A 25,327-nucleotide genomic window follows, 5' to 3' on the forward strand; every position below is an offset into this window, starting at 1 on the left:
GGCGGCGGATCTTTGGTCTGGACCTCTTGACGATTGGTCCAGACCTTCCTAATCTCACCGAACACACTGCGGTGAGTACGCCATGACAAAGCGGGCTCAGGGCGACGCAGGGTTTGCAGTCCACGGACCACCCCCCGTTTGCCGGACCTCACCCGAGGAGCACCGTTGAGCACTGACAACCCCGTACGCCGTTCCCGCCTCAGATGGAGACGCGAAGCCGGCACGGCCACGAGATCGAGGACGGTCGCCGGCCTCACGGCCCTGCTGCTGCCGCTGGCCGCGATGGTCGGCCTCGCCTCCCCCGCCGAGGCCGCTACCTCGGCGACCGCCACGTACGTCAAGAAGTCCGACTGGGGCACGGGCTTCGAGGGCCAGTGGACCGTCAAGAACACCGGCACCACCTCGCTCTCCTCCTGGACGATCGAGTGGGACTTCCCCTCCGGCACCGCGGTCGGCTCCGCCTGGGACGCCTCCGTGACCAGCTCCGGGACCCACTGGACGGCCAAGAACCTCAGCTGGAACGGCACGGTCGCCCCTGGCGCCAGCATCAGTTTCGGCTTCAACGGCACCGGCTCCGGCTCGCCCAGCGGCTGCAAGCTGAACGGCGCCTCCTGTGACGGCGGCCCCACCGTCCCCGGTGACTCCGCCCCGTCCAAGCCCGGCACCCCCACCGCGAGCAACGTGACGGACACCTCGGCGAAGCTCAGCTGGAGCGCCGCCACGGACGACAACGGCATCAAGAACTACGACGTCCTGCGCGACGGCGCCAAGGTCGCCACGGTCACCACGACGACGTACACCGACACCGGTCTCACCAAGGGCACCGACTACTCGTACACGGTGCAGGCCCGTGACACCGCCGACCAGACCGGCCCGGTCAGCGCCTCGGTCGCGGTGCGCACCACCGGCACCACCGACCCGGGGACCCCGGGCACCGGTGACAAGATCAACCTCGGCTACTTCACCGAGTGGGGCGTCTACGGGCGCAACTACCACGTGAAGAACCTCGTGACCTCGGGCTCCGCCGCGAAGATCACGCACATCAACTACGCCTTCGGCAACGTCCAGAACGGCAAGTGCACCATCGGTGACGCGTACGCCGACTACGACAAGGCCTACACCGCCGACCAGTCGGTCGACGGCGTCGCCGACACTTGGGACCAGCCGCTGCGCGGCAACTTCAACCAGCTGCGCAAGCTGAAGGCCAAGTACCCGCACATCAAGGTCCTCTGGTCCTTCGGCGGCTGGACCTGGTCCGGCGGCTTCCCGCAGGCGGCCCAGAACCCGGCGGCCTTCGCCCAGTCCTGCTACGACCTGGTCGAGGACCCGCGCTGGGCCGATGTCTTCGACGGCATCGACATCGACTGGGAGTACCCGAACGCCTGTGGTCTCACCTGCGACACCAGCGGCCCGGCCGCACTGAAGAACGTCGCCTCGGCCCTTCGGTCGAAGTTCGGATCGAGCAACCTGGTCACCGCCGCCATCACCGCGGACGGCTCCACCGGTGGCAAGATCGACGCGGCCGACTACGCCGGCGCGGCCCAGTCCATGAACTGGTACAACGTGATGACGTACGACTTCTTCGGCGCCTGGGCGGCCAAGGGCCCGACGGCCCCGCACTCCCCGCTGAACTCGTACAGCGGCATCCCGCAGGAGGGCTTCAACTCCGCGGCCGCGATCGCCAAGCTGAAGGCCCAGGGCGTCCCGGCCTCGAAGCTGCTCCTCGGTATCGGCTTCTACGGCCGCGGCTGGACCGGTGTCACCCAGGCCGCCCCCGGCGGTACGGCGACCGGTGCCGCGCCGGGCACGTACGAGGCGGGCATCGAGGACTACAAGGTCCTGAAGAACAGCTGCCCCGCCACCGGCACGATCGCCGGCACCGCCTACGCCCACTGCGGCACCAACTGGTGGAGCTACGACACCCCGGCGACGATCACGTCCAAGATGGCCTGGGCGAACAGCCAGGGTCTGGGCGGTGCGTTCTTCTGGGAGTTCAGCGGTGACACCGCGAACGGTGAGCTCGTGAGCGCGATGGACAGCGGCCTCAACTAGCCCGTCCACGACGGCCGCCCCGGTCCGCCCCGACGAGGCGGACGCCACCCCCCGGAAAAGCGCCGGGGAGACAGGACCGCCCCCTGTCTCCCCGGTTTTCGCGTTCCCGCCCCCCGGAGGGCGTGATGGGTTCCGATAGGTTCGATCATGTCCTGCCGAAGGGCGGACCCGGACCGTCGAAGGAGCTCATGTGGCATCCATCCACCGCACGACCATGGCACCCACCAAGCTGGAACTGCTCGCCGGATGGCTCCCCCAGCAGAGTTGGTACGCGGGTGACGGGAGGGCATCCGAGCTCGCCGTGGCCGGCGGCTTCCGTCTGGACGATCCGGAGGGGGAGGTCGGGATCGAGATCATGATCGTGGTGGACAGCTCCGCGCAGCGGCCGGTGGCGTACCTGGTGCCCCTGAGCTACCGGGGCGCCGCCGCGGAGGCCGTCCCCGGCGCGGCCCTGATCGGCACCTCCGAGCACGGTGTGCTCGGGACGCGGTGGATCTACGACGGCGTGCGGGACCCCGTGGCCGTGGAACAGCTGCGAGCGCTTCTGCGCGGTGAGGCGACTCCGCAGCACCGGAGCGAGAGCGACACCCCCGACCCCTCCGTCGTCGTACACCCGGGCGGGCCCGAGGACGGGGCGGACGTACGGGTCAACCGCGTCCTGCGACCGGCCGGGGCGGCGGAGACCTCGTCCGCGGGCATCGTCGCGGGGTGGACCTGGCCCGACGGAACGCCCGCCCGGGGCGTGGTCGCCACCTCCGCCTCGCGGTAGACAACCGCGCGGACGGCAGAGGCCCCCCGGATCTCAGTCCGAGGGGCCTCGACCGGCGACAAGCCTCTGTTCACGCCACATTGACCCTCCCCCAGACTCCGTCCGGGGGGACCCCCAACCAGCGAGACCCTACTCAAGCCACATTGACCCTCCCCCAGACTCCGTCCGGGGGGACCCCCAACCAGCGAGACCCTACTCAAGCCACATTGACTCGCTGGCCGGGCGGCGCCGCTTCCAGCCAGGCGAGGAAACCCGTCAGAGCGTCCTCGCTCATCGCCAGCTCCAGGCGTGTCCCCCGATGGAGACAGCCGAGCACGACGGAGTCGGACAGGAGCGCCAGCTCCTCCTCACCCTCGGGCAGCCGGCGGGCGACCACCTCGATGGCGGCACGCTCCAGCCCTCGGCGGGGACGGGGCGAGTAGGAGAAGACCCGGAACCAGTCGACGCGGTCACCGCTGTAGCGGGCGACGCCGTACACCCAGCCCTTGCCCGACGGGTCCGGTTCCTCGGAGACGTCCCAGCGCAGGCTGCAGTCGAACGTTCCGCCCGAGCGCTGGATCAGCCGCCTGCGGAGGCCGAAGACGAACAGACCCACCGCGACCAGTACGACGACCAGACCGCCAACCCACAGAGCGAGGACCATCTCCACCGACCTCCTCGCATCGTCGAGTTACGGATACCGAACCGAGCCGAACAGAACTGCACCTGCATCGCCTCAGCCGCGACACGGTCTGGATCGCTCCAGCTCGGGCCGCGGCTGAGTAAAAACTGCTCGTGGGGACGCTCAGTGCGCCGCCACCGCACGCAGTCGCACATCGGCGCGCCGCTCGGCGGCGGCGTCCGTGTCCGACTTCGCGCGCTCCAGCGCACGCTCGGCGCGCTGGACGTCGATCTCGTCAGCAAGCTCGGCGATCTCCGCCAGCAGCGAGAGCTTGTTGTCCGCGAACGAGATGAAACCGCCGTGCACAGCGGCGACAACAGTCCCGCCGTCGCTCGTACGGATCGTCACGGGGCCCGATTCCAGCACACCCAGAAGCGGCTGGTGACCGGGCATGACGCCGATGTCGCCGGACGTGGTACGTGCGACAACGAGGGTGGCCTCGCCGGACCAGACACTGCGGTCCGCGGCGACCAGCTCGACATGCAGCTCAGCAGCCAAGGGTGGCTCCTCGGGTCACCACCCGGCGGTCGTGCCGGGTGTCGGTTCAATTCTACGGGGCGTGGTGAGGGGGGTGGGACACACCCACCCCCCTCGGTGAGCCGGAGGCTCAGGAGACGCCGAGCTCCTTGGCGTTGGCCTTGAGGTCCTCGATGCCACCGCACATGAAGAACGCCTGCTCGGGGAAGTGGTCGTACTCCCCGTCGCAGATCGCGTTGAACGCGGCGATCGACTCGTCGAGCGGAACGTCCGAACCGTCCAGGCCGGTGAACTGCTTGGCGGCGTGGGTGTTCTGCGACAGGAAGCGCTCGACGCGACGGGCACGGTGGACAACGAGCTTGTCCTCCTCGCCCAGCTCGTCGATACCGAGGATCGCGATGATGTCCTGGAGGTCCTTGTACTTCTGCAGGATCCCCTTGACGCGGCTGGCCGTGTCGTAGTGGTCCTGCGCGATGTAGCGCGGGTCCAGGATGCGGGACGTGGAGTCCAGCGGGTCCACGGCCGGGTAGATGCCCTTCTCGGAGATCGGACGGGAGAGAACCGTCGTCGCGTCGAGGTGGGCGAACGTGGTGGCCGGGGCCGGGTCGGTCAGGTCGTCCGCGGGGACGTAGATCGCCTGCATCGAGGTGATCGAGTGACCACGCGTCGAGGTGATGCGCTCCTGGAGCACACCCATCTCGTCGGCCAGGGTCGGCTGGTAACCCACCGCGGACGGCATGCGGCCGAGCAGCGTGGAGACCTCGGAACCGGCCTGCGTGAAGCGGAAGATGTTGTCGATGAAGAGCAGCACGTCCTGCTTCTGCACATCGCGGAAGTACTCCGCCATGGTCAGGGCGGACAGCGCGACCCGGAGACGGGTGCCCGGCGGCTCGTCCATCTGGCCGAAGACCAGCGCGGTCTTCTCCAGGACGCCCGAGTCGGTCATCTCGTCGATGAGGTCGTTGCCCTCACGGGTGCGCTCGCCGACACCGGCGAACACCGACACACCGTCGTGCAGCTTCGCCACACGCATGATCATTTCCTGGATGAGGACCGTCTTGCCGACGCCCGCACCACCGAACAGACCGATCTTGCCGCCCTTGACGTACGGGGTCAGCAGGTCGACGACCTTCAGGCCGGTCTCGAACATCTCGGTCTTCGACTCGAGCTGGTCGAAGGCCGGGGCCTTGCGGTGGATCGGCCAGCGCTCGGTGATCTGCGCCTCGGCCTCCGGCTCGTTCAGGATCTGGCCGAGGGTGTTGAACACCTTGCCCTTGGTGATGTCACCGACGGGGACGGTGATGCCCGTGCCCGTGTCGGTCACCGGGGCCTGGCGGACCACGCCGTCGGTGGGCTGCATCGAGATCGCGCGGACCATGCCGTCACCCAGGTGCTGGGCGACCTCGAGGGTCAGCGTCTTACGAGCGCCGGCCTCGGCCGGGTCGTCGACGTCGATGTGCAGGGCGTTGTAGATCTCCGGCATCGCGTCGACGGGGAACTCCACGTCGACGACCGGGCCGATGACCCGGGCGACGCGGCCCGTGGCAGCGGCCGTCTCAACTGTCGTCGTCATTACTTGTCACTCCCCGCGGACGCGTCGGCCAGCGCACCTGCACCGCCGACGATCTCGCTGATTTCCTGGGTGATTTCGGCCTGGCGGGCCGCGTTGGCAAGCCGGGAAAGGCTCTTGATCAGATCCCCGGCGTTGTCGGTCGCCGACTTCATCGCACGGCGGCGGGCGGCGTGCTCGGAAGCGGCGGCCTGCAGCAGTGCGTTGTAGATACGGCTCTCGACGTAGCGCGGCAGAAGGGCGTCGAGGACGTCCTCCGCCGACGGCTCGAACTCGAACAGCGGAAGGATCTCGCCCTTCTCGGTGCTCTCCTCCTCGCCCTTGTCGAGCGACAGCGGCAGCATCCGGCCGTCGACCGCGTTCTGCGTCATCATCGACACGAACTCGGTGAAGACGATGTGCAGCTCGTCGACCCCGCCCTCGGCCGTGTCCTTCTGGATGGCCTCGATGAGGGGCTCGGCGATCTTCTTGGCATCCGAGTACTCGGGGCTGTCGGTGAAGCCGGTCCAGGACTCCGAGACCTTGCGCTCACGGAAGCCGTAGTACGCGACACCCTTGCGGCCGACGATGTACGTGTCGACCTCCTTGCCCTCGGCCGCCAGCCGCTCCCGAAGCCGCTCCGCCGCCTTGATGGCGTTGGAGGAGTAGCCGCCGGCCAGACCGCGGTCGCTCGTGAGGAGCAGGACCGCCGCCCGGGCCGGAGCCTCGGCCTCGGTGGTGAGCGGATGGTTGGTGTTCGAGCCGGTCGCCACCGCGGTCACCGCACGGGTGAGCTCGGTCGCGTACGGCATCGACGCCGCCACCTTGCGCTGCGCCTTGACGATGCGCGAGGCGGCGATCATCTCCATCGCCTTGGTGATCTTCTTGGTCGCGGTGACGGCTTGGATGCGGCGCTTGTAAACGCGAAGCTGAGCGCCCATCGATCAGCCCTCGCCCAGGAGCTTGCCGTCCGAGGTCTCGAACTGCTGCTTGAAGGCGGCGATCGCGTCCGCGATCGACTGCAGCGTGTCGTCGGACATCTTGCCGCCCTCGGCGATGCTGGTCAGCAGGTCCTTGCGCTCGCGGCGCAGGAACTCGAGCAGCTCGCTCTCGAAGCGGCGGATGTCCTCGACCGGGACGTCGTCCATCTTGCCCGTGGTGCCGGCCCAGACGGAGACGACCTGCTCCTCCATCGGGAACGGGGCGTACTGGGGCTGCTTCAGCAGCTCGACCATGCGCTTACCGCGCTCCAGCGACGCCTTGGAGGCCGCGTCCAGGTCGGAACCGAAGGCGGCGAACGCCTCCAGCTCACGGAACTGGGCGAGGTCCACACGAAGACGGCCGGAGACCTGCTTCATGGCCTTGTGCTGGGCGGAGCCACCGACTCGGGAGACCGAGATACCGACGTTGAGCGCCGGACGCTGACCCGCGTTGAACAGGTCGGACTCCAGGAAGCACTGGCCGTCGGTGATGGAGATGACGTTGGTCGGGATGAACGCCGACACGTCGTTCGCCTTGGTCTCGACGATCGGGAGGCCCGTCATCGAACCGGCGCCCATGTCGTCGGAGAGCTTGGCGCAGCGCTCCAGCAGACGCGAGTGCAGGTAGAAGACGTCGCCCGGGTAGGCCTCGCGGCCCGGCGGACGGCGCAGCAGCAGCGACACGGCGCGGTAGGCGTCGGCCTGCTTCGAGAGGTCGTCGAAGATGATGAGGACGTGCTTGCCGTCGTACATCCAGTGCTGGCCGATGGCCGAACCGGTGTACGGCGCCAGGTACTTGAAGCCGGCCGGGTCGGACGCCGGGGCGGCGACGATGGTCGTGTACTCGAGCGCGCCGGCCTCTTCGAGGGCACCGCGCACGGAGGCGATGGTGGAGCCCTTCTGACCGATGGCGACGTAGATGCAGCGCACCTGCTTGTTCACGTCGCCCGAGCGCCAGTTGTCGCGCTGGTTGATGATCGTGTCGACGGCCAGAGCGGTCTTACCCGTCTGACGGTCGCCGATGATCAGCTGACGCTGGCCGCGGCCGATCGGCACCATGGCGTCGACGGCCTTGTAGCCGGTCTGCATCGGCTCGTGCACCGACTTGCGGACCATGACGCCAGGGGCCTGCAGCTCGAGGGCGCGACGGCCTTCGGTCGCGATCTCGCCGAGACCGTCGATCGGGTTGCCGAGCGGGTCGACGACGCGGCCGAGGTAGCCCTCGCCGACGCCGACGGAGAGCACCTCACCGGTGCGCTGCACCGGCTGGCCCTCCTCGATTCCGCTGAACTCGCCGAGGACGATCGCACCGATCTCGCGCTCCTCGAGGTTGAGGGCGAGACCGAGGGTGCCGTCCTCGAACTTCAGCAGCTCGTTCGCCATGGCGGAGGGCAGGCCCTCCACCTTCGCGATGCCGTCGCCGGCAACGCTGACCGTCCCGACCTCCTCGCGCGAGGCCGCGTCCGGCTGGTACGACTGGACAAAGTTATCCAGTGCGTCCCGGATCTCCTCCGGCCGGATCGTAAGCTCCGCCATCTGGGGTTCCCTGCTCTCCTTGTTGGGCCCGAAGTTTCTCAAAGGGGTCTGGGGGCGACCCCCAGGAATCTTCCGCAATTTCTGCACGGCCCAACCGGGCCGCAATTCTTGCTCGTTCAGTTGGTGCGGTGTGGGCGCTGCGCGCCGTCAGCCGGCCATCCTGCGGGTGACCTCTTCGAGGCGCTCCGCGATCGTGCCGTTGATGACCTCGTCACCGACGCGCACCGAGATCCCACCGAGGACCTCGGGGTCCACGTCCAGGTTCAGGTGCATCTGCCGGCCGTAGATCTTCGCCAGGGCTGCGCCGAGGCGCTGCTTCTGGCGATCGGACAGCGGCACCGCCGAGGTGACGACGGCGACCATGCGGTCCCGGCGCTCCGCGGCGAGCCTGGACAGGGAATCGAGTCCCGCTTCCAGGCTACGTCCTCGGGGCTGCGTCACGAGGCGCGTGATCACACGCTCCGTGACGGGCTGGACCTTGCCGCCGAGCAGGCTGCGGAGCAGCTCGCTCTTGGCGGAGGCCGTGGCCGACTTGCTGGTCAGGGCCGACCGCAGTGCCACGTCGGAGGCGACGATCCGGCCGAACCGGAACAGCTCGTCCTCGACGTCGTCGAGGGCACCCGCGCGCTGGGCAGCGGTGAGGTCGGCGGTGTTCGCCAGCTCCTCGGCCGCGTCGACCAGGTCACGCGACTGCGACCAGCGGGACCGGACCATGCCGGAGACCAGGTCCACGGCTTCGCCGCCCACCTGTCCGCTCAGCAGTCGTCCGGCCAGCTCGGCCTTGGCCTCGCCGCCCTGCGACGGGTCGGTGAGGACCCGGCGCAGCGACACCTCGCGGTGGAGCAGCGCGGTGACGGCTGCCAGCTCCTCGGCGAGCTTCGCCGCGTCGACCGACGTGGAGTCGGTCAGTGCGTCGAGACGCTCGCGTGCGGCGGCCAGCGCCTCGCGGCTCGCTCCGTTCATCGGACGGCCTCGGCCTTCGCCTCGAGCTCGTCGAGGAAACGGTCGACGGTGCCGCTCTGCCGGACGTGGTCCTCGAGGGACTCGCCGACGAGCTTGCCGGCCAGGGCGGTGGCGAGGGAGCCCACGTCCTGGCGCAGCGCCGAGGCAGCGGCCTTGCGGTCCGCCTCGATCTGGGCGTGGCCTGCGGCGATGATCTCCTCGCGCTGCCGCTGACCTTCCGCCCTCATCTCCTGGATGATGACGGCACCCTGCTCCTGCGCCTCCTGGCGCAGACGGGCGGCCTCGTGCCGGGCCTCGGCGAGCTGAGCCTTGTACTGCTCAAGAACGCTCTGGGCCTCGGTCTGGGCCGCGTCGGCCTTCTCGATACCGCCTTCGATGGCCTCGCGGCGCTCTTCCAGAACCTTGTTGATGTTCGGGAGGAGCTTCTTGGCGAGGAAACCGAAGACGATGGCGAAGGCGATCAGGCCGATGACGATCTCGGGGATCGCCGGAAGCAGCGGGTTCTGGATCTCTTCCTCGGCCGCCAGCTGTAGGGCGTTCACATCAATGCCTTTCGTCGCATCGGGCAGTCGGAATGCCGCGACTTAGTCGACCGGGTAGACGAAGGGCATGACGAGACCGATCAGGGCGAGCGCCTCACAGAGGACGAAGCCGAGGATCTGGTTCGAGCGGATCAGGCCGGCAGCTTCGGGCTGACGGGCGAGCGCCTGCGTGCCGTTACCGAAGATGATGCCGACGCCGACGCCGGGGCCGATCGCGGCGAGGCCGTAGCCGATGGAACCGAGGTTGCCCGTGATGTTGACGGCGGCGAGGGTCTCAAGAGCGGACATGCCGTTTCTTCCTTCTCTTTCAGAACCGGTGGGGGTTGGCCACCGGACGACTATCGGGGGTGGTGCCGGGTGCTGCTCAGTGGTTCTCTGCGAGAGCGCCCTGAATGTAGTTGCAGGCCAGAAGGACGAACACATAGGCCTGCAGCGCCTGGATGAACAGCTCGAAGGCGGTCATCAGGATGGTCATCACGAACGACACACCGGCGTAGGCGATACCGATGCCGTTCAGCAGGTACCAGCTGGCGATCGTGAAGATCAGCAGCAGCACGTGGCCGGCGAACATGTTCGCGAACAGTCGCACGGCGTGCGTGAAGGGCCGGATCAGCAGGTTCGACATGATCTCGATGAGCATGACGAAGGGCAGAGCCGGGCCGATCGACGGGTCGTAGCCGGAGATGTTCTTCCAGCCGCCGACGAAGCCGTGCCGCTTGAAGGTCAGGCTGACCCAGAGGATGTAGACGATCGCGGCCAGCGCCACCGGGAAACCGATGACCGAGACCACCGGGAACTGGGCGAACGGAATGATGGCCCAGAGGTTCATGATCCAGATGAAGAAGAACAGCGAGACCATGAGGGGCACGTACTTCTTGCCCTCGCGCTTGCCGAGCGTCTCGTACACCACACCGGTGCGGATGAAGTCGTAACCCGCCTCGGCGACCATCTGGAGCTTTCCGGGCACCACCTTCGGCTTGTTGAAAGCCGCCCAGAAGAAGCCGACGACGACAACGGTGCTCAGGACCGCCAGCAGCATCGGCTTGTTGATCTCGATGCCGCCGACCGTGAACATCGGCTCGAAAACAAAGGAGTGCAGGCCAGGAGCCGGGAAGCCGCATCCGTCGAAGATGTGGCAGTCGGTCTCGAAGGCGAGCACCGTCGTCGGGTCAGCACTCACCGCGGGCTCCTTCAGCGTGGCGCATAGGTACGGCAACCTCGTTGTGTCGGCGCGGCAGGCAGCCGCTGGTCGGCACTGGACTGGTCTTACGGATGGGGGGCGGCTCAGGCATTACGCCTCGCGATGAAGCAGGCGCCGATTTTGATGCCCGCGCCCGCAGTGCCGCAGTTGGCACCGGACGATAGCAGGGTCTCGAACGCTCGCTTATCCCGGCCCTACCCCTCACGTCGTGGACCCCATGTTCTCGGGCTTCTTGCCCGCGGACGAGTCCGGTTCGACGTAAAGGATCTTGGCTTTCATGTGCACGCGGATCTGGGCCGCGACCCAGGAGAGCGTCGCGACCATCACCCCTGCGGCGAAAGCCCTGGGATTGAACAGCGTCGTGTCCTTGAACGCGGCGACGAAGACGAACAGCAGCAGCAGTTCGGTCGTGTAGAGCAACAGGCCCATGGACTGGAACAGATGCGGCAGGGACTTCGCGGTGCGCTGCAGGACGCCGAGTCCGATCCCCATGAAGAGAATCACCACCAGCGTCCCGACCGTCGCGCCGACCGCTCCCTTGCCGCCCGCGAGCGCGGCGCTGACGGCAACGGTGATGACACCGACGGCGGCAGTGGGCACGGCGGTGTGAAGGAGAGTCCGGACGTCGTTGGACGGCATGGCGGTTACTCCGCGTTGCAGGGGATGGGGCGGTGGTCGTCAGGGACGAGCGTAGGCCCGGTCCGAGTCGATGCCTCGGGCCAAAGGACCGTGCTACTCAGGTCCTTCGGCTCCTCACCGGGCTTCGTGAACGGTATCACAAACTATTTGATGAGGTCTTTACTCAGAACGTGTGCCAGCTGTCACACATGAGAGTTAATCCGCGCGTGTGTGCAGAACGTCACGGGCGTCCGTCTGGTATGGGGGATTCTGTACGGTCGCCGCTAACGCGACGAGTCGGCGTGATCCCGATCCGTGAACCGCGAACGGGGGCCGATCGCTGTCGCTCCGTTGACACCGGAGACGCCGACGGCTACAGAGGCCCGTTCGGGAGCCGGGGAGGTCATCTGCGCGCCCTCGGACGCGTGTTGGGCCTCCGGGGCGTCCTCCTCCGGCAGGCGGCGCCGGTAGCGCGGCGGCACGAAGGACTCCGCCCAGTGCGGTGCGCGCGGGGTGAAGCGCGGCATCAGCAGCAGGACCAGGCCGACGGCGCTGAGCCCCACGATCACCAGCACGATCCAGAGGGACGCGGAGTGCACGGAGTAACCCACGGCGCCGAAGGCGATCAGCGCGGACCAGAAGTACATGATCAGCACGGACCTGCTGTGCGAGTGCCCGATCTCCAGCAGCCTGTGGTGCAGGTGACCCCGGTCGGCCGCGAACGGCGACTGGCCGTTCCAGGTGCGCCGCACGATGGCCAGCACGAGGTCGGCGGCCGGGATAGCGATGATCGTCAGCGGCAGCAGCAGCGGCATGAAGACGGGCAGGGCCGCGTGGGTCGCCGCCCGCTCGCTGCCTCCCTCGAAGATCTTCATCGTGTCGGGGTCGACCTGGCCGGTGATCGAGATGGCGCCGGCGGCCAGCACTAGGCCGATGAGCATCGAGCCCGAGTCCCCCATGAAGATCCGGGCCGGGTGCATGTTGTGCGGCAGGAAGCCGAGGCACATCCCCATGAGGATCGCGGCGAAGAGCGTCGCGGGGGCCGCCGCCTCGATGCCGTACCCGTACCAGAGGCGGTAGGTGTACAGGAAGAACGCCGCGGAGGCGATGCAGACCATGCCGGCCGCGAGGCCGTCCAGGCCGTCGACGAAGTTGACCGCGTTGATGGTGATCACGACGAGGGCGACCGTGAGGAGCGTGCCCTGCCACTGGGTGAGCGCGACCGTGCCGATGCCGGGGATGGGCAGCCACAGGATCGTCAGACCCTGGATGACCATGACGGCGGCGGCGATCATCTGCCCGCCGAGCTTGATCAGGGCGTCGATCTCGAACTTGTCGTCCAGGACGCCGATCAGCCAGATCAGGGCGGCTCCGGAGAGCAGCGCCCTGGGTTCGTTGGAGAGTTCGAAGACCCCGTTCAGGTTGAACAGATGGTCCGCGACGATCAGCCCCGCGCACAGTCCGCCGAACATGGCGATGCCACCGAGCCGAGGTGTCGGTTCCCGGTGTACGTCACGCGCCCGGATCGCGGGCATCGCCCCGATCACGATGGCGAACTTCCGCACCGGTCCGGTCAGCAGATAGGTAACTGCGGCCGTGACACAGAGCGTCAGCAGGTAATCACGCACGGGCTGCCCCACAGATTTCGCCGGCCATCTCAGCCCCACACCCTAGTCTCATGGGCAAGGACATCGAGCCACGGGTGTTTGGTTGCACATGCCTGGCGCCTACCGCCTACCCGGGATACGGCGGATTCCGCTCGGCCAGTTCCCGTACCTCCGCCCGCAGCCGGCCCGTGTCGCCCTCCGCGCGCACGGCGGCGCCGAACAGCCCGGCGATCCGCGGCATGTCGTCCTCGTCCATGCCCTGGGTGGTGACGGCGGCGGTGCCGAGCCGGATGCCGCGCGCGTCCCCGTACGGCAGGGCGCAGGTGTCCAGGACCATTCCGGCGGCCATGAGCCGCTCGCGGGCGACGCGGCCGTCGACGCCGAGGGGCGCGGGGTCGGCGACGACGATGTGGGTGTCGGTGCCGCCCGTGGTGATCTCGAAGCCCTCGGACTCCAGTGCGGCGGCGAGGACCCGGGCGTGGGCGACGACGCGGTGGGCGTAGACCGCGTACGAGGGCGACGCGGCCTCCCCGAAGGCGACCGCCTTCGCCGCGACCGTGTGCATCTGGGCGCCGCCCTGGGTGAAGGGGAACACCGCGCGGTCGATGCGCTCCGCCAGTTCGACACCGCAGAGGATCATGCCGCCGCGCGGCCCGCGCAGCACCTTGTGCGTCGTCGCGCACACCACGTCGGCGTACGGGACCGGGCTGGGCGCCGCTCCCCCGGCGATCAGTCCCATGGGATGGGCGGCGTCCGCGATCAGGTAGGCGCCCACCTCGTCGGCGATGGCCCTGAACTGCTCGTAGTCGGGGTGGCGCGGGTAGGAGATGGAGCCGCAGACGATCGCCTTGGGGCGCCGCGCCCTGGCGAGGGCGCGCACCTGGGCGTAGTCGATGAGTCCGCTGTCGGGGTCGACGCCGTACCCGGCGAATTCGAACCAGCGTCCGGAGAAGTTGCCCGGGGCGCCGTGGGTCAGATGCCCGCCGTACGGAAGGCCCATGGCCAGCACGGTGTCGCCGGGCCGCAGCAGCGCCGCGTAGGCGGCGAGCACGGCGGAGGAGCCGGAGTGCGGCTGGACGTTGGCGTGCTCGGCGCCGAAGAGTGCCGTCGCCCGCCGGACGGCGACGCGTTCGGCCGCGTCCGCCTGCTCGCAGCCGCCGTGGTGACGGGCGCCGGGGTAGCCCTCGGCGTACTTGTTGGCGAGCGGGGAGCCGAGGGCGGCGAGCACGGCGGGCGAGGTGAAGTTCTCGGCGGCGATGAGCTGGAGGGTGCTCGCCTGCCGGCCCGCCTCGGCCAGCAGGATGCCCCCGATCTCGGGGTCCTGGCGGAGCAGGGCGCCGGAGCCCTGCGGCATGGCGGTCCCGGACGGGGAGAGCGGCGCGGCGGCGGGTGCGGCGGGAGTGGTGACCGGCATCTGACGGCTCCGGACCTGAGGGTGGGGGGGTGCGTGGCGTCAGATCCAATGTAGGCCCGCCCCGGGCCGCCTGCCCGCTGCCGTGCGGCCCTCTACGCCGGTCGGCGCACCTCAGTGCGGGGCGCGTACTCCGGTCAGGGCGGTCATGACCGGATCGAGCGCCTGGCTGATCTCGTCGCCGATGGAACGGAAGAACGTGATCGGGGCGCCGTACGGGTCGTAGACCTCGTCCGCCTCCGCGGTGGGGGCCAGCAGCCACCCGCGCAGGGCTGCCGCGGCGCGCACCAGTGCGCGGGCGCGTTCGACGACGCCCTCCTCGCGGGCGTCCGGCAGGGTGGCGGGGTCTATGGCCCGTACCAGCCGGGTGAACTCCTTGAGCGTGAAGGTCCGCAGGCCCGCCGAGTGGCCCATGGAGATCACCTGGGCGCGGTGATCGCGGGTGGCGGTGAGCACGAGGTCGGCGCGGATCACGTGCTCGTCGAGGAGCTCGCGGCCCACGAAGCCGGTGGCGTCGGCGCCGAAGTCGGCGAGGACGACCTCGGCATTGGCCTCCATGGGCGCGCCCTCGTGCCCCCAGGTGCCCGCGCTCTCCACGATCAGGCCGCCGCTGAGCGGATCGCCCAGGCGGTCCACCAGGGCATGGCGGGTCAGCCGCTCGGTGATGGGCGAGCGGCAGACGTTGCCGGTGCTGACGTGGAGGATGCGGAAAGTGTCGTGCTGCCCCGCTATGCCACGCCCCTCAGGGGCGGTCAATTGGCCACCTCGAGGTCGGGTACCACCTTGCGGAGTTCCTCGACCGAGAGGGCGCCGGCCCGCAGCAGGACCGGGACCTTGCCGGTGACGTCGACGATCGAGGACGGGACGATCCCAGGGGTCGGGCCGCCGTCGAGGTAGACGGAGACGCTGTCGCCGAGCATCTCCTGCGCGGCGTCGCAGTCCTCGGGCGAGGGGTGTCCGGTGAGGTTGGCGCTGGAGACGGCCATCGGGCCGGTCTCCGTGAGGAGCTCGATGGCGACCGGGTGCAGGGGCATCCGGACGGCGACGGTGCCGCGGGTGTCGCCGAGGTCCCACTGGAGCGACGGCTGGTGCCGGGCGACGAGCGTGAGGGCGCCGGGCCAGAACGCGTCGACGAGCTCCCAGGCCTGCTCGGAGAAGTCGGTGACCAGGCCGTGCAGGGTGTTCGGGGAGCCGATCAGCACGGGGGTCGGCATGTTGCGGCCGCGGCCCTTGGCGTCGAGGAGGTCGGCGACGCCCTCCGAGCTGAAGGCGTCCGCGCCGATCCCGTAGACGGTGTCGGTGGGCAGCACGACCAGTTCGCCGCGGCGGACGGCGGACGCGGCTTCACGCAGGCCGGTCGTACGGTCGGTCGCGTCGTTGCAGTCGTATCGCCGTGCCATCAGCCGGCCTCCTCGGACGTGTACGGGTGGGAAGGGTGGGAATCGCGCGGTGCCGGTGCGCCGGTGGTCACGGCATGGCCTTGCGGGCCGTCGCGAACCGGGGCCGCTTGTTCAGGTCGGGGTGGTCGGCCGCGTCGGCCCAGCCACGCTCCTCGGTGAAGATCCACGGCACCTGGCCGCCCTGGGTGTCGGCGTGCTCGATGACGACGAGCCCGCCGGGGCGCAGCAGACGGTGCGCGGTGCGCTCGATGCCGCGGATGGTGTCGAGGCCGTCCTCGCCGGAGAACAGCGCCATCTGCGGGTCGTGGTCGCGGGCCTCGGGCGCTACGTACTCCCACTCGGTGAGCGGGATGTACGGCGGGTTGGAGATCACCAGGTCGACCTGGCCGTCGAGCTCGGGGAGGGCGCTCAGGGCGTCTCCCTTGTGGATGGTGACCCGTGACCCCTCGGCGTTCTTCCGGGTCCACCTCAGGGCGTCCTCGGACAGCTCCACGCCGTGCACGCGCGAGCGCGGCACCTCCTGCGCCATGGCGAGCGCGATCGCGCCCGATCCGGTGCAGAGGTCGACGATCAGCGGTTCGACGACGTCCATCGCGCGGACGGCGTCTATCGCCCAGCCGACGACCGACTCGGTCTCGGGCCTGGGCACGAAGACGCCGGGGCCCACCTGGAGTTCCAGATAGCGGAAGAAGGCGCGGCCGGTGATGTGCTGGAGCGGCTCGCGGTTCTCGCGGCGGGCGATCGTCTCCCAGTAGCGGGCGTCGAAGTCGGCGTCCGGCACATGGTGCAGTTCGCCCCGCTTGACGTCGTGCACGAACGCGGCGAGTTCCTCGGCGTCGAATCGCGGTGAGGGGACACCGGCGTCGGCCAGCCGCTGGGTGGCCTGGGCCACCTCGGCGAGCAGCAGGTTCATCGCGGTTCTCCGTACGGGTTCACGAGCGGGGCGGGGCGGTTGTGCCTATGCGGCGGCGAGCTTGGCGGCGGAGTCGGCGTCGACGCAGGCCTGGATGACGGCGTCGAGGTCACCGTCGAGCACCTGGTCCAAGTTGTACGCCTTGAAGCCGACCCGGTGGTCCGAGATCCGGTTTTCCGGGAAGTTGTACGTCCGGATCTTCTCGGAGCGGTCCACGGTGCGCACCTGGCTGCGGCGCACGTCGGAGGCTTCCTGCTCGGCGGCTTCCTGGGCGGCGGCCAGCAGCCGGGACCGCAGGATGCGCATGGCCTGCTCCTTGTTCTGGAGCTGGCTCTTCTCGTTCTGGCAGGAGGCGACGACGCCGGTCGGCAGGTGCGTGATGCGGACGGCGGAGTCCGTGGTGTTGACGGACTGCCCGCCGGGGCCCGAGGAGCGGTAGACGTCGATACGGAGATCGTTGGCGTGGATCTCGACGTCGACCTCCTCCGCCTCGGGGGTGACGAGCACACCGGCGGCCGAGGTGTGGATGCGGCCCTGGGACTCGGTGGAGGGCACGCGCTGCACACGGTGCACGCCGCCCTCGTACTTCATCCGCGCCCAGACGCCCTGGCCGGGCTCGGTGGCGCCGTTGCCGCCCTTGGTCTTCACGGCGACCTGGACGTCCTTGTAGCCGCCGAGCTCGGACTCGGTGGAGTCGATGATCTCGGTCTTCCAGCCGACGCGCTCGGCGTAGCGCAGATACATCCGCAGGAGGTCGCCGGCGAAGAGGGCGGACTCGTCGCCGCCCGCGCCCGCCTTGATCTCCAGGAGCACGTCCTTGTCGTCGCTGGGGTCGCGCGGGACCAGGAGAAGGCGGAGCTTCTCGGTGATCTCCTCGCGCTGCTTCTCCAGGACCTTGACCTCGGCGGCGAAGTCCGGGTCGTCGGCGGCGAATTCGCGGGCCGTCCCGATGTCGTCGCCGGTCTGCTTCCAGGTCCGGTACGTGGAGACGATCGGGGTCAGCTCCGCGTAGCGCTTGTTGAGCTTGCGCGCGTTGGCCTGGTCGGCGTGGACCGACGGGTCGGCGAGCTTCTTCTCGAGTTCGGCGTGTTCGCCGATCAGTTCCTCGACCGCCTCGAACATCTTCGGGCTCCTGGTTTCTGCGTCATACGTCTGCGGGCCTGCTGGACGGTGTGCTGCCGGTACGCGCCGAGGGGGCGCGTACCGGCAGCGCAGCCGGAAAAAACGCCGGCCCCCGGTGCCCCCCGCTGGAGGGCGCCGGGAACCGGCGCAGTGGCTCGCTACTTGCTGGCGGAGCCGGCAGCCTTGCCGAAGCGGGCCTCGAAGCGGGCCACGCGGCCGCCGGTGTCGAGGATCTTCTGCTTGCCCGTGTAGAACGGGTGGCACTCGGAGCAGACGTCGGCGCGGATGGTGCCGCCCTCGAGGGTGCTCCGGGTGGTGAACGACGCACCGCAGGTGCAGCTGACCTGCGTCTCGACGTACTGGGGGTGGATGTCGCGCTTCAAGGTGTCTCCTAGTTTCGGGAGGGCTCCGGGTCGTTCGCGCGGATTGCGCGTCCGTGAACCGGGGCCGACGTACCAGTCTGCCAGGACCGGCCGTATCTCCCAAAACGAGGACCCTGCCCCGCGTATTCCCGTGCGTTCCGGGGAACGCTCCGCGACCGGCCGGTCACACGAGGTGCCCCGCTACCGCACGATCTTCCCCGCGTCGCCCTTGTCGCCCGCCGAGCCGGCGGTGGCGGACTCCGGGATGGCCTTGTCCTGCTTGAGCGCCGCCCACACCTGGTTGCCGGCCTTCTTCTGGGGCAGCACGCGGTTGGGGTCCTGGGGGTCGTACTGGACGGGCAGGGTGACCATGTCGACGCGCGAGGAGCCGAGGCCCTTGAGCCCGTTCGCGAAGCTGGTGAGCTCGCTGACGGAGGCCAGCTCGGAGTCGGTGGTGACGGCCTTGGTCGCGGCGTCGGCGAGGCCGAAGAGGGTCTTCGGCTCGGAGAACACCCCGACGCTCTTCGCCTGGTCCATCAGCGCCTTCACGAACGCCTGCTGGAGCTGGATGCGGCCCAGGTCACTGCCGTCGCCGACGCTCTCACGCGTACGGACGAGGCCGAGCGACTGCTCGCCGCTCAGGGTGTGGGTGCCGGGCTTCAGGGCGAGATGGCTGTTGGGGTCGTCGATCGCCTGCAAGGTGGTGATCCTCACGCCGCCCAGTTCGTCGATGAGCTTCTTGAAGCCGGTGAAGTCGACCTCGACGTAGTGGTCCATGCGGATGCCGGACATGGCCTCGACGGTCTTCACCGCACAGGCGGGCCCGCCGACGGCGTACGCCGTGTTGAACATCGCCTGCCGGGCCCCTTCGACCTGTTCACCGGTCGTGTCGCTCGTGCAGGCGGGCCGCTGGACGAGGGTGTCTCTCGGGACGGAGACCACGCTCGCGGACGTGTGGCCCTTGTTGACGTGGACGACCATCGCGGTGTCCGACCGCGCGGAGCCCTGGTCGTCGCCGTACTTCGCGTTGGCGCCGGAGCGGGAGTCCGATCCGAGCACGAGGATGTCCTGCGAGCCGTCGTCCACGTCGTCGGGACGCTCGGTCCCGAGGGCGGCGTCGATGTCGACGCCCTTCAGGTTCCCGTTGAGCGTGACGTAGGCGTAGCCGAGCCCGGACCCTCCGACGACCACCAGGGCGGCGGCGCCCCACAGGGCGATCCTCTTGATCCGGCGCCCCCGGGAGGGCTTCCTCCGGCGGCTGCCGGTGCCGCGTATTCGGCCGGTGCTCCTGCTCTGCTCGCTCATGCGCTCCCTCTTCCGCTTCTCGTGACCCCCTGCCGTGGTGCACGGGCGTGGTCCGGCGCCCCTGGGCGGGACGGCCGGAGCAGCGAGAAGCGTTGCACAACGAGCTGAGGCCCCCGTCCGCGGACGGGGGCCTCAGAACGAGCGGGTGAGCGGGCCGGCAACCCGCCGCTCACCAGGCAATTCAGCCGAACAGGTTGTAGCTGTTCCAGCCGGAGCCGAACGCGACCCGTGTGGCGAAGATCGCACCCGAGGACTTGCCGTTGCCGGGGTACAGCCAGAGCTTCCCGGCGGTGTCCCGGCCCAGCAGGTCGGCGTGGCCGTCGCTGTTCACGTCGCCGGTGGTGGCGAGCATGTTGAGGCCGCTGAAGGTGGCCACCTTCACCCTGGGCTCGAAGGGCTTCGCAGCGTTGCTCGTGCCCTTGTACAGGTAGGTGGAACCGTCGGAGCCGCGCGCCAGCACGTCAGCCTTGCCGTCGTTGGTGAAGTCACCGTGACCGCGGACCATGGTGTACTGCCCCCAGCCTCCGCCGATCAGGATCGGGGCCTGGAACCCTCCGTCGCCCTTTCCGGCATAGAGGTACAGGTTGCCGGACGAGTTGACGGCGAGCATGTCGGTCAGCCCGTCGTTGGTGAGGTCACCGGGAGCCAGGATCTGCTTGTGCGCCTTCCACGCCTTGGCGACCAGCTTGCTTCCCCAGGACCCTGTCGAGGGGACCCAGTGGTCCCAGTAGACGTCGCCGTTGGCCACCCGGTACAGCAGATCCTGGTTGTCGTCCCGGTCCAGGTCCGTCTGGACCAGTAGGTTCATGCCACCGACGTTGCCCCAGTCGTACGTGCGGGTCAGCTTCGTCACCGACGAGTCCCACTCGTACAGGGAGCCGGAGGACGTCAGCCGGGCGAAGAGGTCGGCCGTGTGGTCGTTGCTGAGGTTCGTGTCGTAGACCCTGGCCTTGACCGGTGCGGAGTACGTGCTCATCTTCGCGTACACCGAGTAGGCGCCCTGTGCGGAGCAGTCCTCCGCACCCCAGGAAACCACTCCGACGAGCATCCCGTTGGCGACCAGCGGGCCACCCGAGTCGCCGTTGCAGGCCGTCGTCGTGTCGGTGTCGCTGCCCGTGGCCGGGGCTCCGGCGCAGACCATGTGCCCGACAACGTAGTACGAGCCCCACGCGGCTCGGCAGTCGGCGTTGGCGTTGATGTCGGCCTGTGCGACCTTGAGGGTCTGGGCGAGCCCCTCCTCGGTCGAGCTCGTACGCCCCCACCCGTAGACCTTCGCGGCCGTGCCCGGGTTGTAGACCGCGGTGTCGGTGTTGCGCATGATCGGAAGCGGCTTGACGTTCACGGGGGACGTCAGCGTCAGGACGGCGACGTCGTTGTCGATCGTGACGGCGTCGTACGCGGGGTGGTTCCACTGACGGTAGGCACCGCGCAGCTGGCCCCCGTGGAAGTCGTAGACGTGGTAGCCGTCGGCATCGATCTGGCCGGTGTCCGTGGGCAGTTGGTCCGTGCCCACGATGACCGTGCTGTCGAGGTACCACTTGAGGCCCTTGACGCAGTGCGCCGCGGTGACGACCTTCGTCGGAGCGACGACGGAGCCGCCGCAGAAGTAGCCGACGTCGTCGCTGGTGTCGTCCGTGTCCTTGTCGTCGAAGAAGTGGAGCTGCGCCATCCACGGGGCAGCCGAGATCGTGGTCTCGGAGCCGCCGATGATCTTCGCGTCGGGCTTCATCGCGCCCGTGGTGCCCGCAGCGAGCGCGGACGGTGCGAGCGAGCCCTTGGCCTTCTGGTCGGTCTGCATCGACCGGGACGCCCGAGTACGGAGCTCGGACTGCGACGGGGCGCCTGCCCGGTCGGCGGCCCTGTCGAGGTGCGGCTTGCCGCCGGGTTCGGCGGCCTGCGCACCTGTGGCGGTGAGCCCGGCCCCGATCATTCCGGCCACCACCGCCATGGTCGGCAGTATCACGCTCAGACGGCGTCTGCACCGACCACCTCGGGTGCGTATCTGCACTCGAAAACCCCCTGCTTGTGTACGGCTGGGCACACAGCCCTGCCGTAAGTGAGATGTGAGTCCCGGTGGGGTACGAGGACATGCGGGCAGCGCGGTACAAGGCCCCCCTGGTAGCCGGCGCTGCGGTGGATACCCCCCACCTCGACCGACCCATGTTACTCAGGTGACAACACAACTCACCAGAGCTGAGAAACGGCAGATGCCCCGTCACTTCCGTAACGGGGCATCTGCCGGCTGGCTGCGGAGCGGCGGCGTCAGTCGTTGCCGTTGCCCGGCGCCGGCGTCGTCTTCTGGATCTGGAGCAGGAACTCCGCGTTGGACTGCGTCTTCTTCATGCGGTCCAGGAGCAGCTCGATGGCCTGCTGCTGGTCGAGTGCGTGCAGCACCCTGCGCAGCTTCCAGACGATGGCCAACTCGTCGCTTCCGAGAAGGATTTCTTCCTTACGGGTGCTGGACGCGTCGACGTCCACCGCCGGGAAGATGCGCTTGTCGGAGAGCTTCCGGTCGAGCTTGAGCTCCATGTTGCCGGTGCCCTTGAACTCCTCGAAGATCACCTCGTCCATGCGCGAGCCGGTCTCGACGAGCGCGGTGGCCAGGATGGTCAGCGAGCCGCCGTCCTCGATGTTCCGCGCCGCACCGAAGAAGCGCTTCGGCGGGTAGAGCGCGGTCGAGTCGACACCACCGGACAGGATGCGGCCGGAGGCCGGTGCCGCCAGGTTGTAGGCGCGGCCCAGGCGGGTGATCGAGTCCAGCAGGACCACGACGTCGTGGCCCAGCTCCACGAGGCGCTTCGCGCGCTCGATGGCGAGCTCGGCGACCGTGGTGTGGTCCTCGGCGGGACGGTCGAAGGTCGAGGAGATGACCTCGCCCTTCACCGACCGCTGCATGTCGGTGACCTCTTCCGGACGCTCGTCGACCAGGACGACCATCAGGTGGCACTCGGGGCTGTTGACCGTGATCGCGTTGGCGATGGCCTGGAGGATCATGGTCTTACCGGTCTTCGGCGGGGCCACGATCAGGCCTCGCTGGCCCTTGCCGATCGGTGCGACCAGGTCGATGATCCGGGTGGTCAGGACGTTGGAGTCGGTCTCCAGACGGAGCCTGTCCTGCGGGTACAGCGGGGTCAGCTTCTGGAACTCGGGACGGCCGCGGCCGGTCTCCGGCGCCATGCCGTTGACGGAGTCGAGGCGGACCAGCGCGTTGAACTTCTCGCGGCGCTCGCCGTCCTTGGGCTGGCGCACCGCACCGGTGACGTGGTCACCCTTGCGCAGGCCGTTCTTGCGGACCTGGGCGAGCGAGACGTACACGTCGTTCGGGCCCGGCAGGTAGCCGGAGGTCCGGATGAACGCGTAGTTGTCGAGGATGTCGAGGATGCCCGCGACGGGGATCAGGACGTCGTCGTCGGCCACCTGCACGTCGGTCGCGAAGTCGTCGCGGCCACGACGGCCGCGGCGGTCGCGGTAGCGGCCCCTGCGTCCGCGCCGGCCGCCCTCGTCGTCGTAACCGTCGTCCTGCTGCTGGCCGCCACCCTGCTGGCCCTGCTGCTGGCCGCCGCCCTGCTGGCCCTGACGGCGTCCGCCGCCCTGCTGGCCCTGGTCGTCGCCCTTGCCCCGGCGGTCGCGCTGGCGCTCCCGGCGGTCACCGCGGTCGCCGCGCTCCTGGCGGTCGCCCCGACGGCCGTCCTGGCGGTCTCCGCGGCGTCCCTCGGCGGTGTCCGCGGCGGACTCCGCCTTCGTGTCGGCCTTCGCCTCGCCGCGCTCCTCGGCGCGGTCCTGGCGGCTCTCGCCCTTCGGCTCGGACTTCGGCTCGGCCTGCGGCTCCGCCTTGGACTCGGCCTTGGTGTCGGGGCTGCCCGCCTGCGCGGTGGCACGGCGGCGGCGGCGCTCGCCCGTGGGCTGGTCGTCGCTGGCCGGCTGACCGGGGATGTCGATCTGCTGCTGGGCGGCGGCCTTGTCGGCGGCCGACGCGGCTGCGGTCTCGTCACCGGTGCGCGCCTTCGACGTGGCACGCCGCTTCGGCTTGCTCGCGGTGTCCGCACCTGCGGACGCGGCGGCCTTGGGGGCGGGCGCGGAGGAGCCTCCGGCCTGCGCCTCCTTGATGACCTCGATCAGCTGGCTCTTGCGCATCCGCGCAGTTCCCCTGATGCCGAGGCCGGACGCGACCTGCTGCAGCTCGGCCAGGACCATGCCCTCGAGGCCGGTGCCGGAGCGGCGGCGCCGTGCGGTGGTGCCAGTGGCAGCACCTTCGGCGGGCACGGAGCTGTCGACGCTCTTGTCGGCAGTCACGCCCATCAGATCGGTGGTGTCGCTCACGAAGGGTCCTTCCCTGGAGCGGACGTCGGCCTTCTGGCTCGGCGACCGGTTGTGCTGTCCGACTGCGGTCTGTTGATCGTGTCGATCGCGGACCTTGCCGGGGCGGTGGTCCGCCGGGTACGGCGGAGAGACGAATGTGCGGGGTTCCGGCGCGAGATCCCCCTGCTCGGCCCACTCCTGGACGAGCAAGAGGGTGTCGTGCCGGTTCCGGAGCGTGCTCGAAAGCTCAGGCAGGATGCTCAGGCAGTCGGGGAGGCTCCCGGAAGAGTGGTGGTCCCGGAGGGGGACACGAAGCAACGCGCCACGAAGACGTCGATTGCTGACTTGAGGTTAACACTACCGGCTCCAACAAACATTCCCCCTCTCGTGCACCGGCAATCACGTGCGATTACGCGGCGAGCGGCAGCACGCTCGCGCCGGAGGCGTCGAGAGCGAGCCTGTTCGCGGCCCATCCCTCGCCCGCCAGCCGGGCGACCTTGTCGGCCGAACCTTTCTCCGTCAGCGCGAGCACCGTGGGCCCCGCGCCGGAGATGACAGCCGGGACGCCGTCGGCGCGCAGCCGGTTCACCAGCTCCACGCTCTGCGGCATCGCCGGACCCCGGTACTCCTGGTGGATCCGGTCCTCGGTGGCGGCGAGCAGCAGCTCGGGGCGCCTGGTCAGGGCCTCGACGAGCAGGGCCGCACGGCCGGCGTTGGCCGCGGCGTCCACATGGGGGACGGTGCGCGGCAGCAGGCCGCGGGCGGTCTCGGTGAGCACCGGCGTGGCCGGGACGAAGACGACGGGCACGACGGACTCGGCGGGGTCCATCCTGATCGCCCTGGCGGCTCCGCCGTCCATCCAGGCGAGGGTGAATCCGCCGAGGAGACAGGCGGCGACGTTGTCGGGGTGCCCCTCGATCTCGGTCGCCAGCTCCAGCAGCGCGGCGTCGTCGAGACGGGCCTCGCCGCCCGTCGTCACGGCGCGGGCGGCGACGATCCCGGCGCAGATGGCGGCGGAGGAGGAACCCAGGCCGCGGCCGTGCGGGATGCGGTTGGCGCAGACGATCTCCAGGCCGCGGGGCTGTCCGCCGAGCAGGTCGAAGGCCGTGCGCAGGGAGCGTACGAGCAGATGGCTCTCGTCGCGGGGAAGCGTTTCGGCGCCCTCACCCGCGATGTCGATGTGCAGCCCGGAGTCGGCGACCCGGACGACGACATCGTCGTAGAGCCCCAGCGAGAGGCCGAGGGCGTCGAAACCCGGGCCCAGGTTGGCGCTGGTTGCGGGGACGCGCACCCGGACGGCGGCGGCTCGGAACGCGGGACCGGCCATCGGTTGGACGACTCTTCCTGTACGGCGGCGGGGAGTGTGGAGCAGGGTACTTCGACGTGCGTGGGTCGCCGTTGTGCGGGGGATCGGGGACCCGGCAGTCACGACGGCTGCTGCACCGCGGCGGTTGCGGCGGGGCGGGTTGAGTACAGCTTATCGAAGGAAGGTTCTGTGGCGACATAGGGCGCACAGGAGGCGCACGATGCGTGTCGCACGCCTCCTATGCGCTCTCCGCC

The 25,327-nt window shown here is 69.4% G+C and carries 23 protein-coding genes; 2 read left to right on the forward strand and 21 right to left on the reverse strand.

Features of this window, described 5'->3' with window-relative positions; genetic code table 11:
- The first annotated feature begins 165 nt into the window (after positions 1–165).
- Together ACWCQM_RS02040 and ACWCQM_RS02045 are read left to right on the forward strand one after the other, a co-directional pair.
- The gene (locus ACWCQM_RS02040; RefSeq protein ID WP_450913447.1) at positions 166–2,052 is read left to right on the forward strand and encodes a glycosyl hydrolase family 18 protein; all 1,887 of its coding nucleotides are present in this window, start codon (positions 166–168) and stop codon (positions 2,050–2,052) included.
- Between the two features lie 190 nt (positions 2,053–2,242).
- Positions 2,243–2,821, forward strand: coding sequence for a maltokinase N-terminal cap-like domain-containing protein (locus ACWCQM_RS02045; RefSeq protein WP_450913448.1), 579 nt, complete (start codon positions 2,243–2,245; stop codon positions 2,819–2,821).
- Positions 2,822–3,017: 196 nt separating this feature from the next.
- Here ACWCQM_RS02045 and ACWCQM_RS02050 read toward each other — a convergent pair whose 3' ends face one another.
- The 21 genes from ACWCQM_RS02050 to thrB all read right to left on the reverse strand — a co-directional run bounded on the left by ACWCQM_RS02050 (position 3,018) and on the right by thrB (position 25,094).
- Positions 3,018–3,464 carry a DUF2550 domain-containing protein gene (locus ACWCQM_RS02050; protein WP_073745261.1) on the reverse strand — a complete coding sequence of 149 codons (447 nt, stop codon included), beginning with the start codon at positions 3,462–3,464 and terminating at the stop codon, positions 3,018–3,020.
- Positions 3,465–3,605: 141 nt separating this feature from the next.
- On the reverse strand, positions 3,606–3,980 hold the full coding sequence (locus tag ACWCQM_RS02055) for a F0F1 ATP synthase subunit epsilon (protein WP_069170672.1): 375 nt from the start codon (positions 3,978–3,980) through the stop codon (positions 3,606–3,608).
- A gap of 109 nt (positions 3,981–4,089) precedes the next feature.
- The gene (gene atpD, locus ACWCQM_RS02060) at positions 4,090–5,532 is read right to left on the reverse strand and encodes a F0F1 ATP synthase subunit beta (RefSeq protein ID WP_450913449.1); all 1,443 of its coding nucleotides are present in this window, start codon (positions 5,530–5,532) and stop codon (positions 4,090–4,092) included.
- On the reverse strand, positions 5,532–6,449 hold the full coding sequence (locus ACWCQM_RS02065) for a F0F1 ATP synthase subunit gamma (RefSeq protein ID WP_450913450.1): 918 nt from the start codon (positions 6,447–6,449) through the stop codon (positions 5,532–5,534). Before ACWCQM_RS02065 ends, atpD begins: the two co-directional genes overlap by 1 nt.
- Before the next feature lie 3 nt (positions 6,450–6,452).
- A complete protein-coding gene (gene atpA / locus ACWCQM_RS02070; protein WP_073745255.1) occupies positions 6,453–8,024 on the reverse strand; it encodes a F0F1 ATP synthase subunit alpha in 1,572 nt (523 codons plus the stop codon).
- Positions 8,025–8,171: 147 nt separating this feature from the next.
- Positions 8,172–8,987 carry a F0F1 ATP synthase subunit delta gene (locus tag ACWCQM_RS02075; protein WP_450913451.1) on the reverse strand — a complete coding sequence of 272 codons (816 nt, stop codon included), beginning with the start codon at positions 8,985–8,987 and terminating at the stop codon, positions 8,172–8,174.
- Positions 8,984–9,529, reverse strand: coding sequence for a F0F1 ATP synthase subunit B (locus ACWCQM_RS02080; RefSeq protein WP_450913452.1), 546 nt, complete (start codon positions 9,527–9,529; stop codon positions 8,984–8,986). Before ACWCQM_RS02080 ends, ACWCQM_RS02075 begins: the two co-directional genes overlap by 4 nt.
- 42 nt (positions 9,530–9,571) lie before the next feature.
- Positions 9,572–9,817 (reverse strand): ATP synthase F0 subunit C, encoded by a 246-nt coding sequence (gene atpE, locus ACWCQM_RS02085; protein ID WP_014048348.1) that lies wholly within the window; start codon positions 9,815–9,817, stop codon positions 9,572–9,574.
- 76 nt (positions 9,818–9,893) lie between these two features.
- Positions 9,894–10,709 (reverse strand): F0F1 ATP synthase subunit A, encoded by an 816-nt coding sequence (gene atpB / locus ACWCQM_RS02090; protein ID WP_329232899.1) that lies wholly within the window; start codon positions 10,707–10,709, stop codon positions 9,894–9,896.
- A gap of 222 nt (positions 10,710–10,931) precedes the next feature.
- Positions 10,932–11,369, reverse strand: coding sequence for a hypothetical protein (locus ACWCQM_RS02095; protein ID WP_450913453.1), 438 nt, complete (start codon positions 11,367–11,369; stop codon positions 10,932–10,934).
- Positions 11,370–11,632: 263 nt separating this feature from the next.
- Positions 11,633–12,988 carry an MraY family glycosyltransferase gene (locus ACWCQM_RS02100; RefSeq protein ID WP_450913454.1) on the reverse strand — a complete coding sequence of 452 codons (1,356 nt, stop codon included), beginning with the start codon at positions 12,986–12,988 and terminating at the stop codon, positions 11,633–11,635.
- A gap of 94 nt (positions 12,989–13,082) precedes the next feature.
- Positions 13,083–14,369, reverse strand: coding sequence for a serine hydroxymethyltransferase (locus ACWCQM_RS02105; protein ID WP_450913455.1), 1,287 nt, complete (start codon positions 14,367–14,369; stop codon positions 13,083–13,085).
- 111 nt (positions 14,370–14,480) lie between these two features.
- Positions 14,481–15,122, reverse strand: coding sequence for an arsenate reductase/protein-tyrosine-phosphatase family protein (locus tag ACWCQM_RS02110; protein ID WP_073745241.1), 642 nt, complete (start codon positions 15,120–15,122; stop codon positions 14,481–14,483).
- A complete protein-coding gene (locus ACWCQM_RS02115; RefSeq protein ID WP_450913456.1) occupies positions 15,119–15,766 on the reverse strand; it encodes an L-threonylcarbamoyladenylate synthase in 648 nt (215 codons plus the stop codon). The genes ACWCQM_RS02110 and ACWCQM_RS02115 overlap by 4 nt, the downstream gene beginning before the upstream one ends.
- Before the next feature lie 67 nt (positions 15,767–15,833).
- Entirely contained in the window at positions 15,834–16,679 is an 846-nt protein-coding gene (gene prmC, locus ACWCQM_RS02120; protein WP_450913457.1) for a peptide chain release factor N(5)-glutamine methyltransferase, read from the reverse strand.
- Between the two features lie 45 nt (positions 16,680–16,724).
- Positions 16,725–17,801 (reverse strand): peptide chain release factor 1, encoded by a 1,077-nt coding sequence (gene prfA, locus ACWCQM_RS02125; protein WP_450913458.1) that lies wholly within the window; start codon positions 17,799–17,801, stop codon positions 16,725–16,727.
- 158 nt (positions 17,802–17,959) lie between these two features.
- Positions 17,960–18,184, reverse strand: coding sequence for a 50S ribosomal protein L31 (rpmE, locus tag ACWCQM_RS02130; protein WP_450913459.1), 225 nt, complete (start codon positions 18,182–18,184; stop codon positions 17,960–17,962).
- A 180-nt stretch (positions 18,185–18,364) separates the two neighbouring features.
- Positions 18,365–19,468: an LCP family protein gene (locus ACWCQM_RS02135; RefSeq protein WP_450913460.1), complete on the reverse strand. Its 1,104-nt coding sequence runs from the start codon at positions 19,466–19,468 to the stop codon at positions 18,365–18,367.
- Between the two features lie 181 nt (positions 19,469–19,649).
- On the reverse strand, positions 19,650–21,476 hold the full coding sequence (locus ACWCQM_RS02140; RefSeq protein ID WP_450913461.1) for a trypsin-like serine protease: 1,827 nt from the start codon (positions 21,474–21,476) through the stop codon (positions 19,650–19,652).
- Between the two features lie 254 nt (positions 21,477–21,730).
- On the reverse strand, positions 21,731–23,788 hold the full coding sequence (gene rho / locus ACWCQM_RS02145; protein WP_450913462.1) for a transcription termination factor Rho: 2,058 nt from the start codon (positions 23,786–23,788) through the stop codon (positions 21,731–21,733).
- A 388-nt stretch (positions 23,789–24,176) separates the two neighbouring features.
- Positions 24,177–25,094 carry a homoserine kinase gene (thrB, locus tag ACWCQM_RS02150; RefSeq protein ID WP_450913463.1) on the reverse strand — a complete coding sequence of 306 codons (918 nt, stop codon included), beginning with the start codon at positions 25,092–25,094 and terminating at the stop codon, positions 24,177–24,179.
- Between the last annotated feature and the right edge of the window lie 233 nt (positions 25,095–25,327).

Source organism: Streptomyces sp. NPDC002125 (assembly GCF_053593715.1).

Bases quoted from the DNA above. Each gene is read 5' to 3' on its own strand.
- atpA (WP_073745255.1), bottom strand. From the start codon at position 8,024: ATGGCGGAGCTTACGATCCGGCCGGAGGAGATCCGGGACGCACTGGAT.
- ACWCQM_RS02050 (WP_073745261.1), bottom strand. From the start codon at position 3,464: ATGGTCCTCGCTCTGTGGGTTGGCGGTCTGGTCGTCGTACTGGTCGCG.
- ACWCQM_RS02105 (WP_450913455.1), bottom strand. From the start codon at position 14,369: ATGCCGGTCACCACTCCCGCCGCACCCGCCGCCGCGCCGCTCTCCCCG.
- ACWCQM_RS02095 (WP_450913453.1), bottom strand. From the start codon at position 11,369: ATGCCGTCCAACGACGTCCGGACTCTCCTTCACACCGCCGTGCCCACT.
- atpE (WP_014048348.1), bottom strand. From the start codon at position 9,817: ATGTCCGCTCTTGAGACCCTCGCCGCCGTCAACATCACGGGCAACCTC.
- ACWCQM_RS02065 (WP_450913450.1), bottom strand. From the start codon at position 6,449: ATGGGCGCTCAGCTTCGCGTTTACAAGCGCCGCATCCAAGCCGTCACC.
- ACWCQM_RS02075 (WP_450913451.1), bottom strand. From the start codon at position 8,987: ATGAACGGAGCGAGCCGCGAGGCGCTGGCCGCCGCACGCGAGCGTCTC.
- atpD (WP_450913449.1), bottom strand. From the start codon at position 5,532: ATGACGACGACAGTTGAGACGGCCGCTGCCACGGGCCGCGTCGCCCGG.
- prmC (WP_450913457.1), bottom strand. From the start codon at position 16,679: ATGAACCTGCTGCTCGCCGAGGTGGCCCAGGCCACCCAGCGGCTGGCC.
- ACWCQM_RS02135 (WP_450913460.1), bottom strand. From the start codon at position 19,468: ATGAGCGAGCAGAGCAGGAGCACCGGCCGAATACGCGGCACCGGCAGC.
- thrB (WP_450913463.1), bottom strand. From the start codon at position 25,094: ATGGCCGGTCCCGCGTTCCGAGCCGCCGCCGTCCGGGTGCGCGTCCCC.
- prfA (WP_450913458.1), bottom strand. From the start codon at position 17,801: ATGTTCGAGGCGGTCGAGGAACTGATCGGCGAACACGCCGAACTCGAG.
- ACWCQM_RS02115 (WP_450913456.1), bottom strand. From the start codon at position 15,766: ATGGCACGGCGATACGACTGCAACGACGCGACCGACCGTACGACCGGC.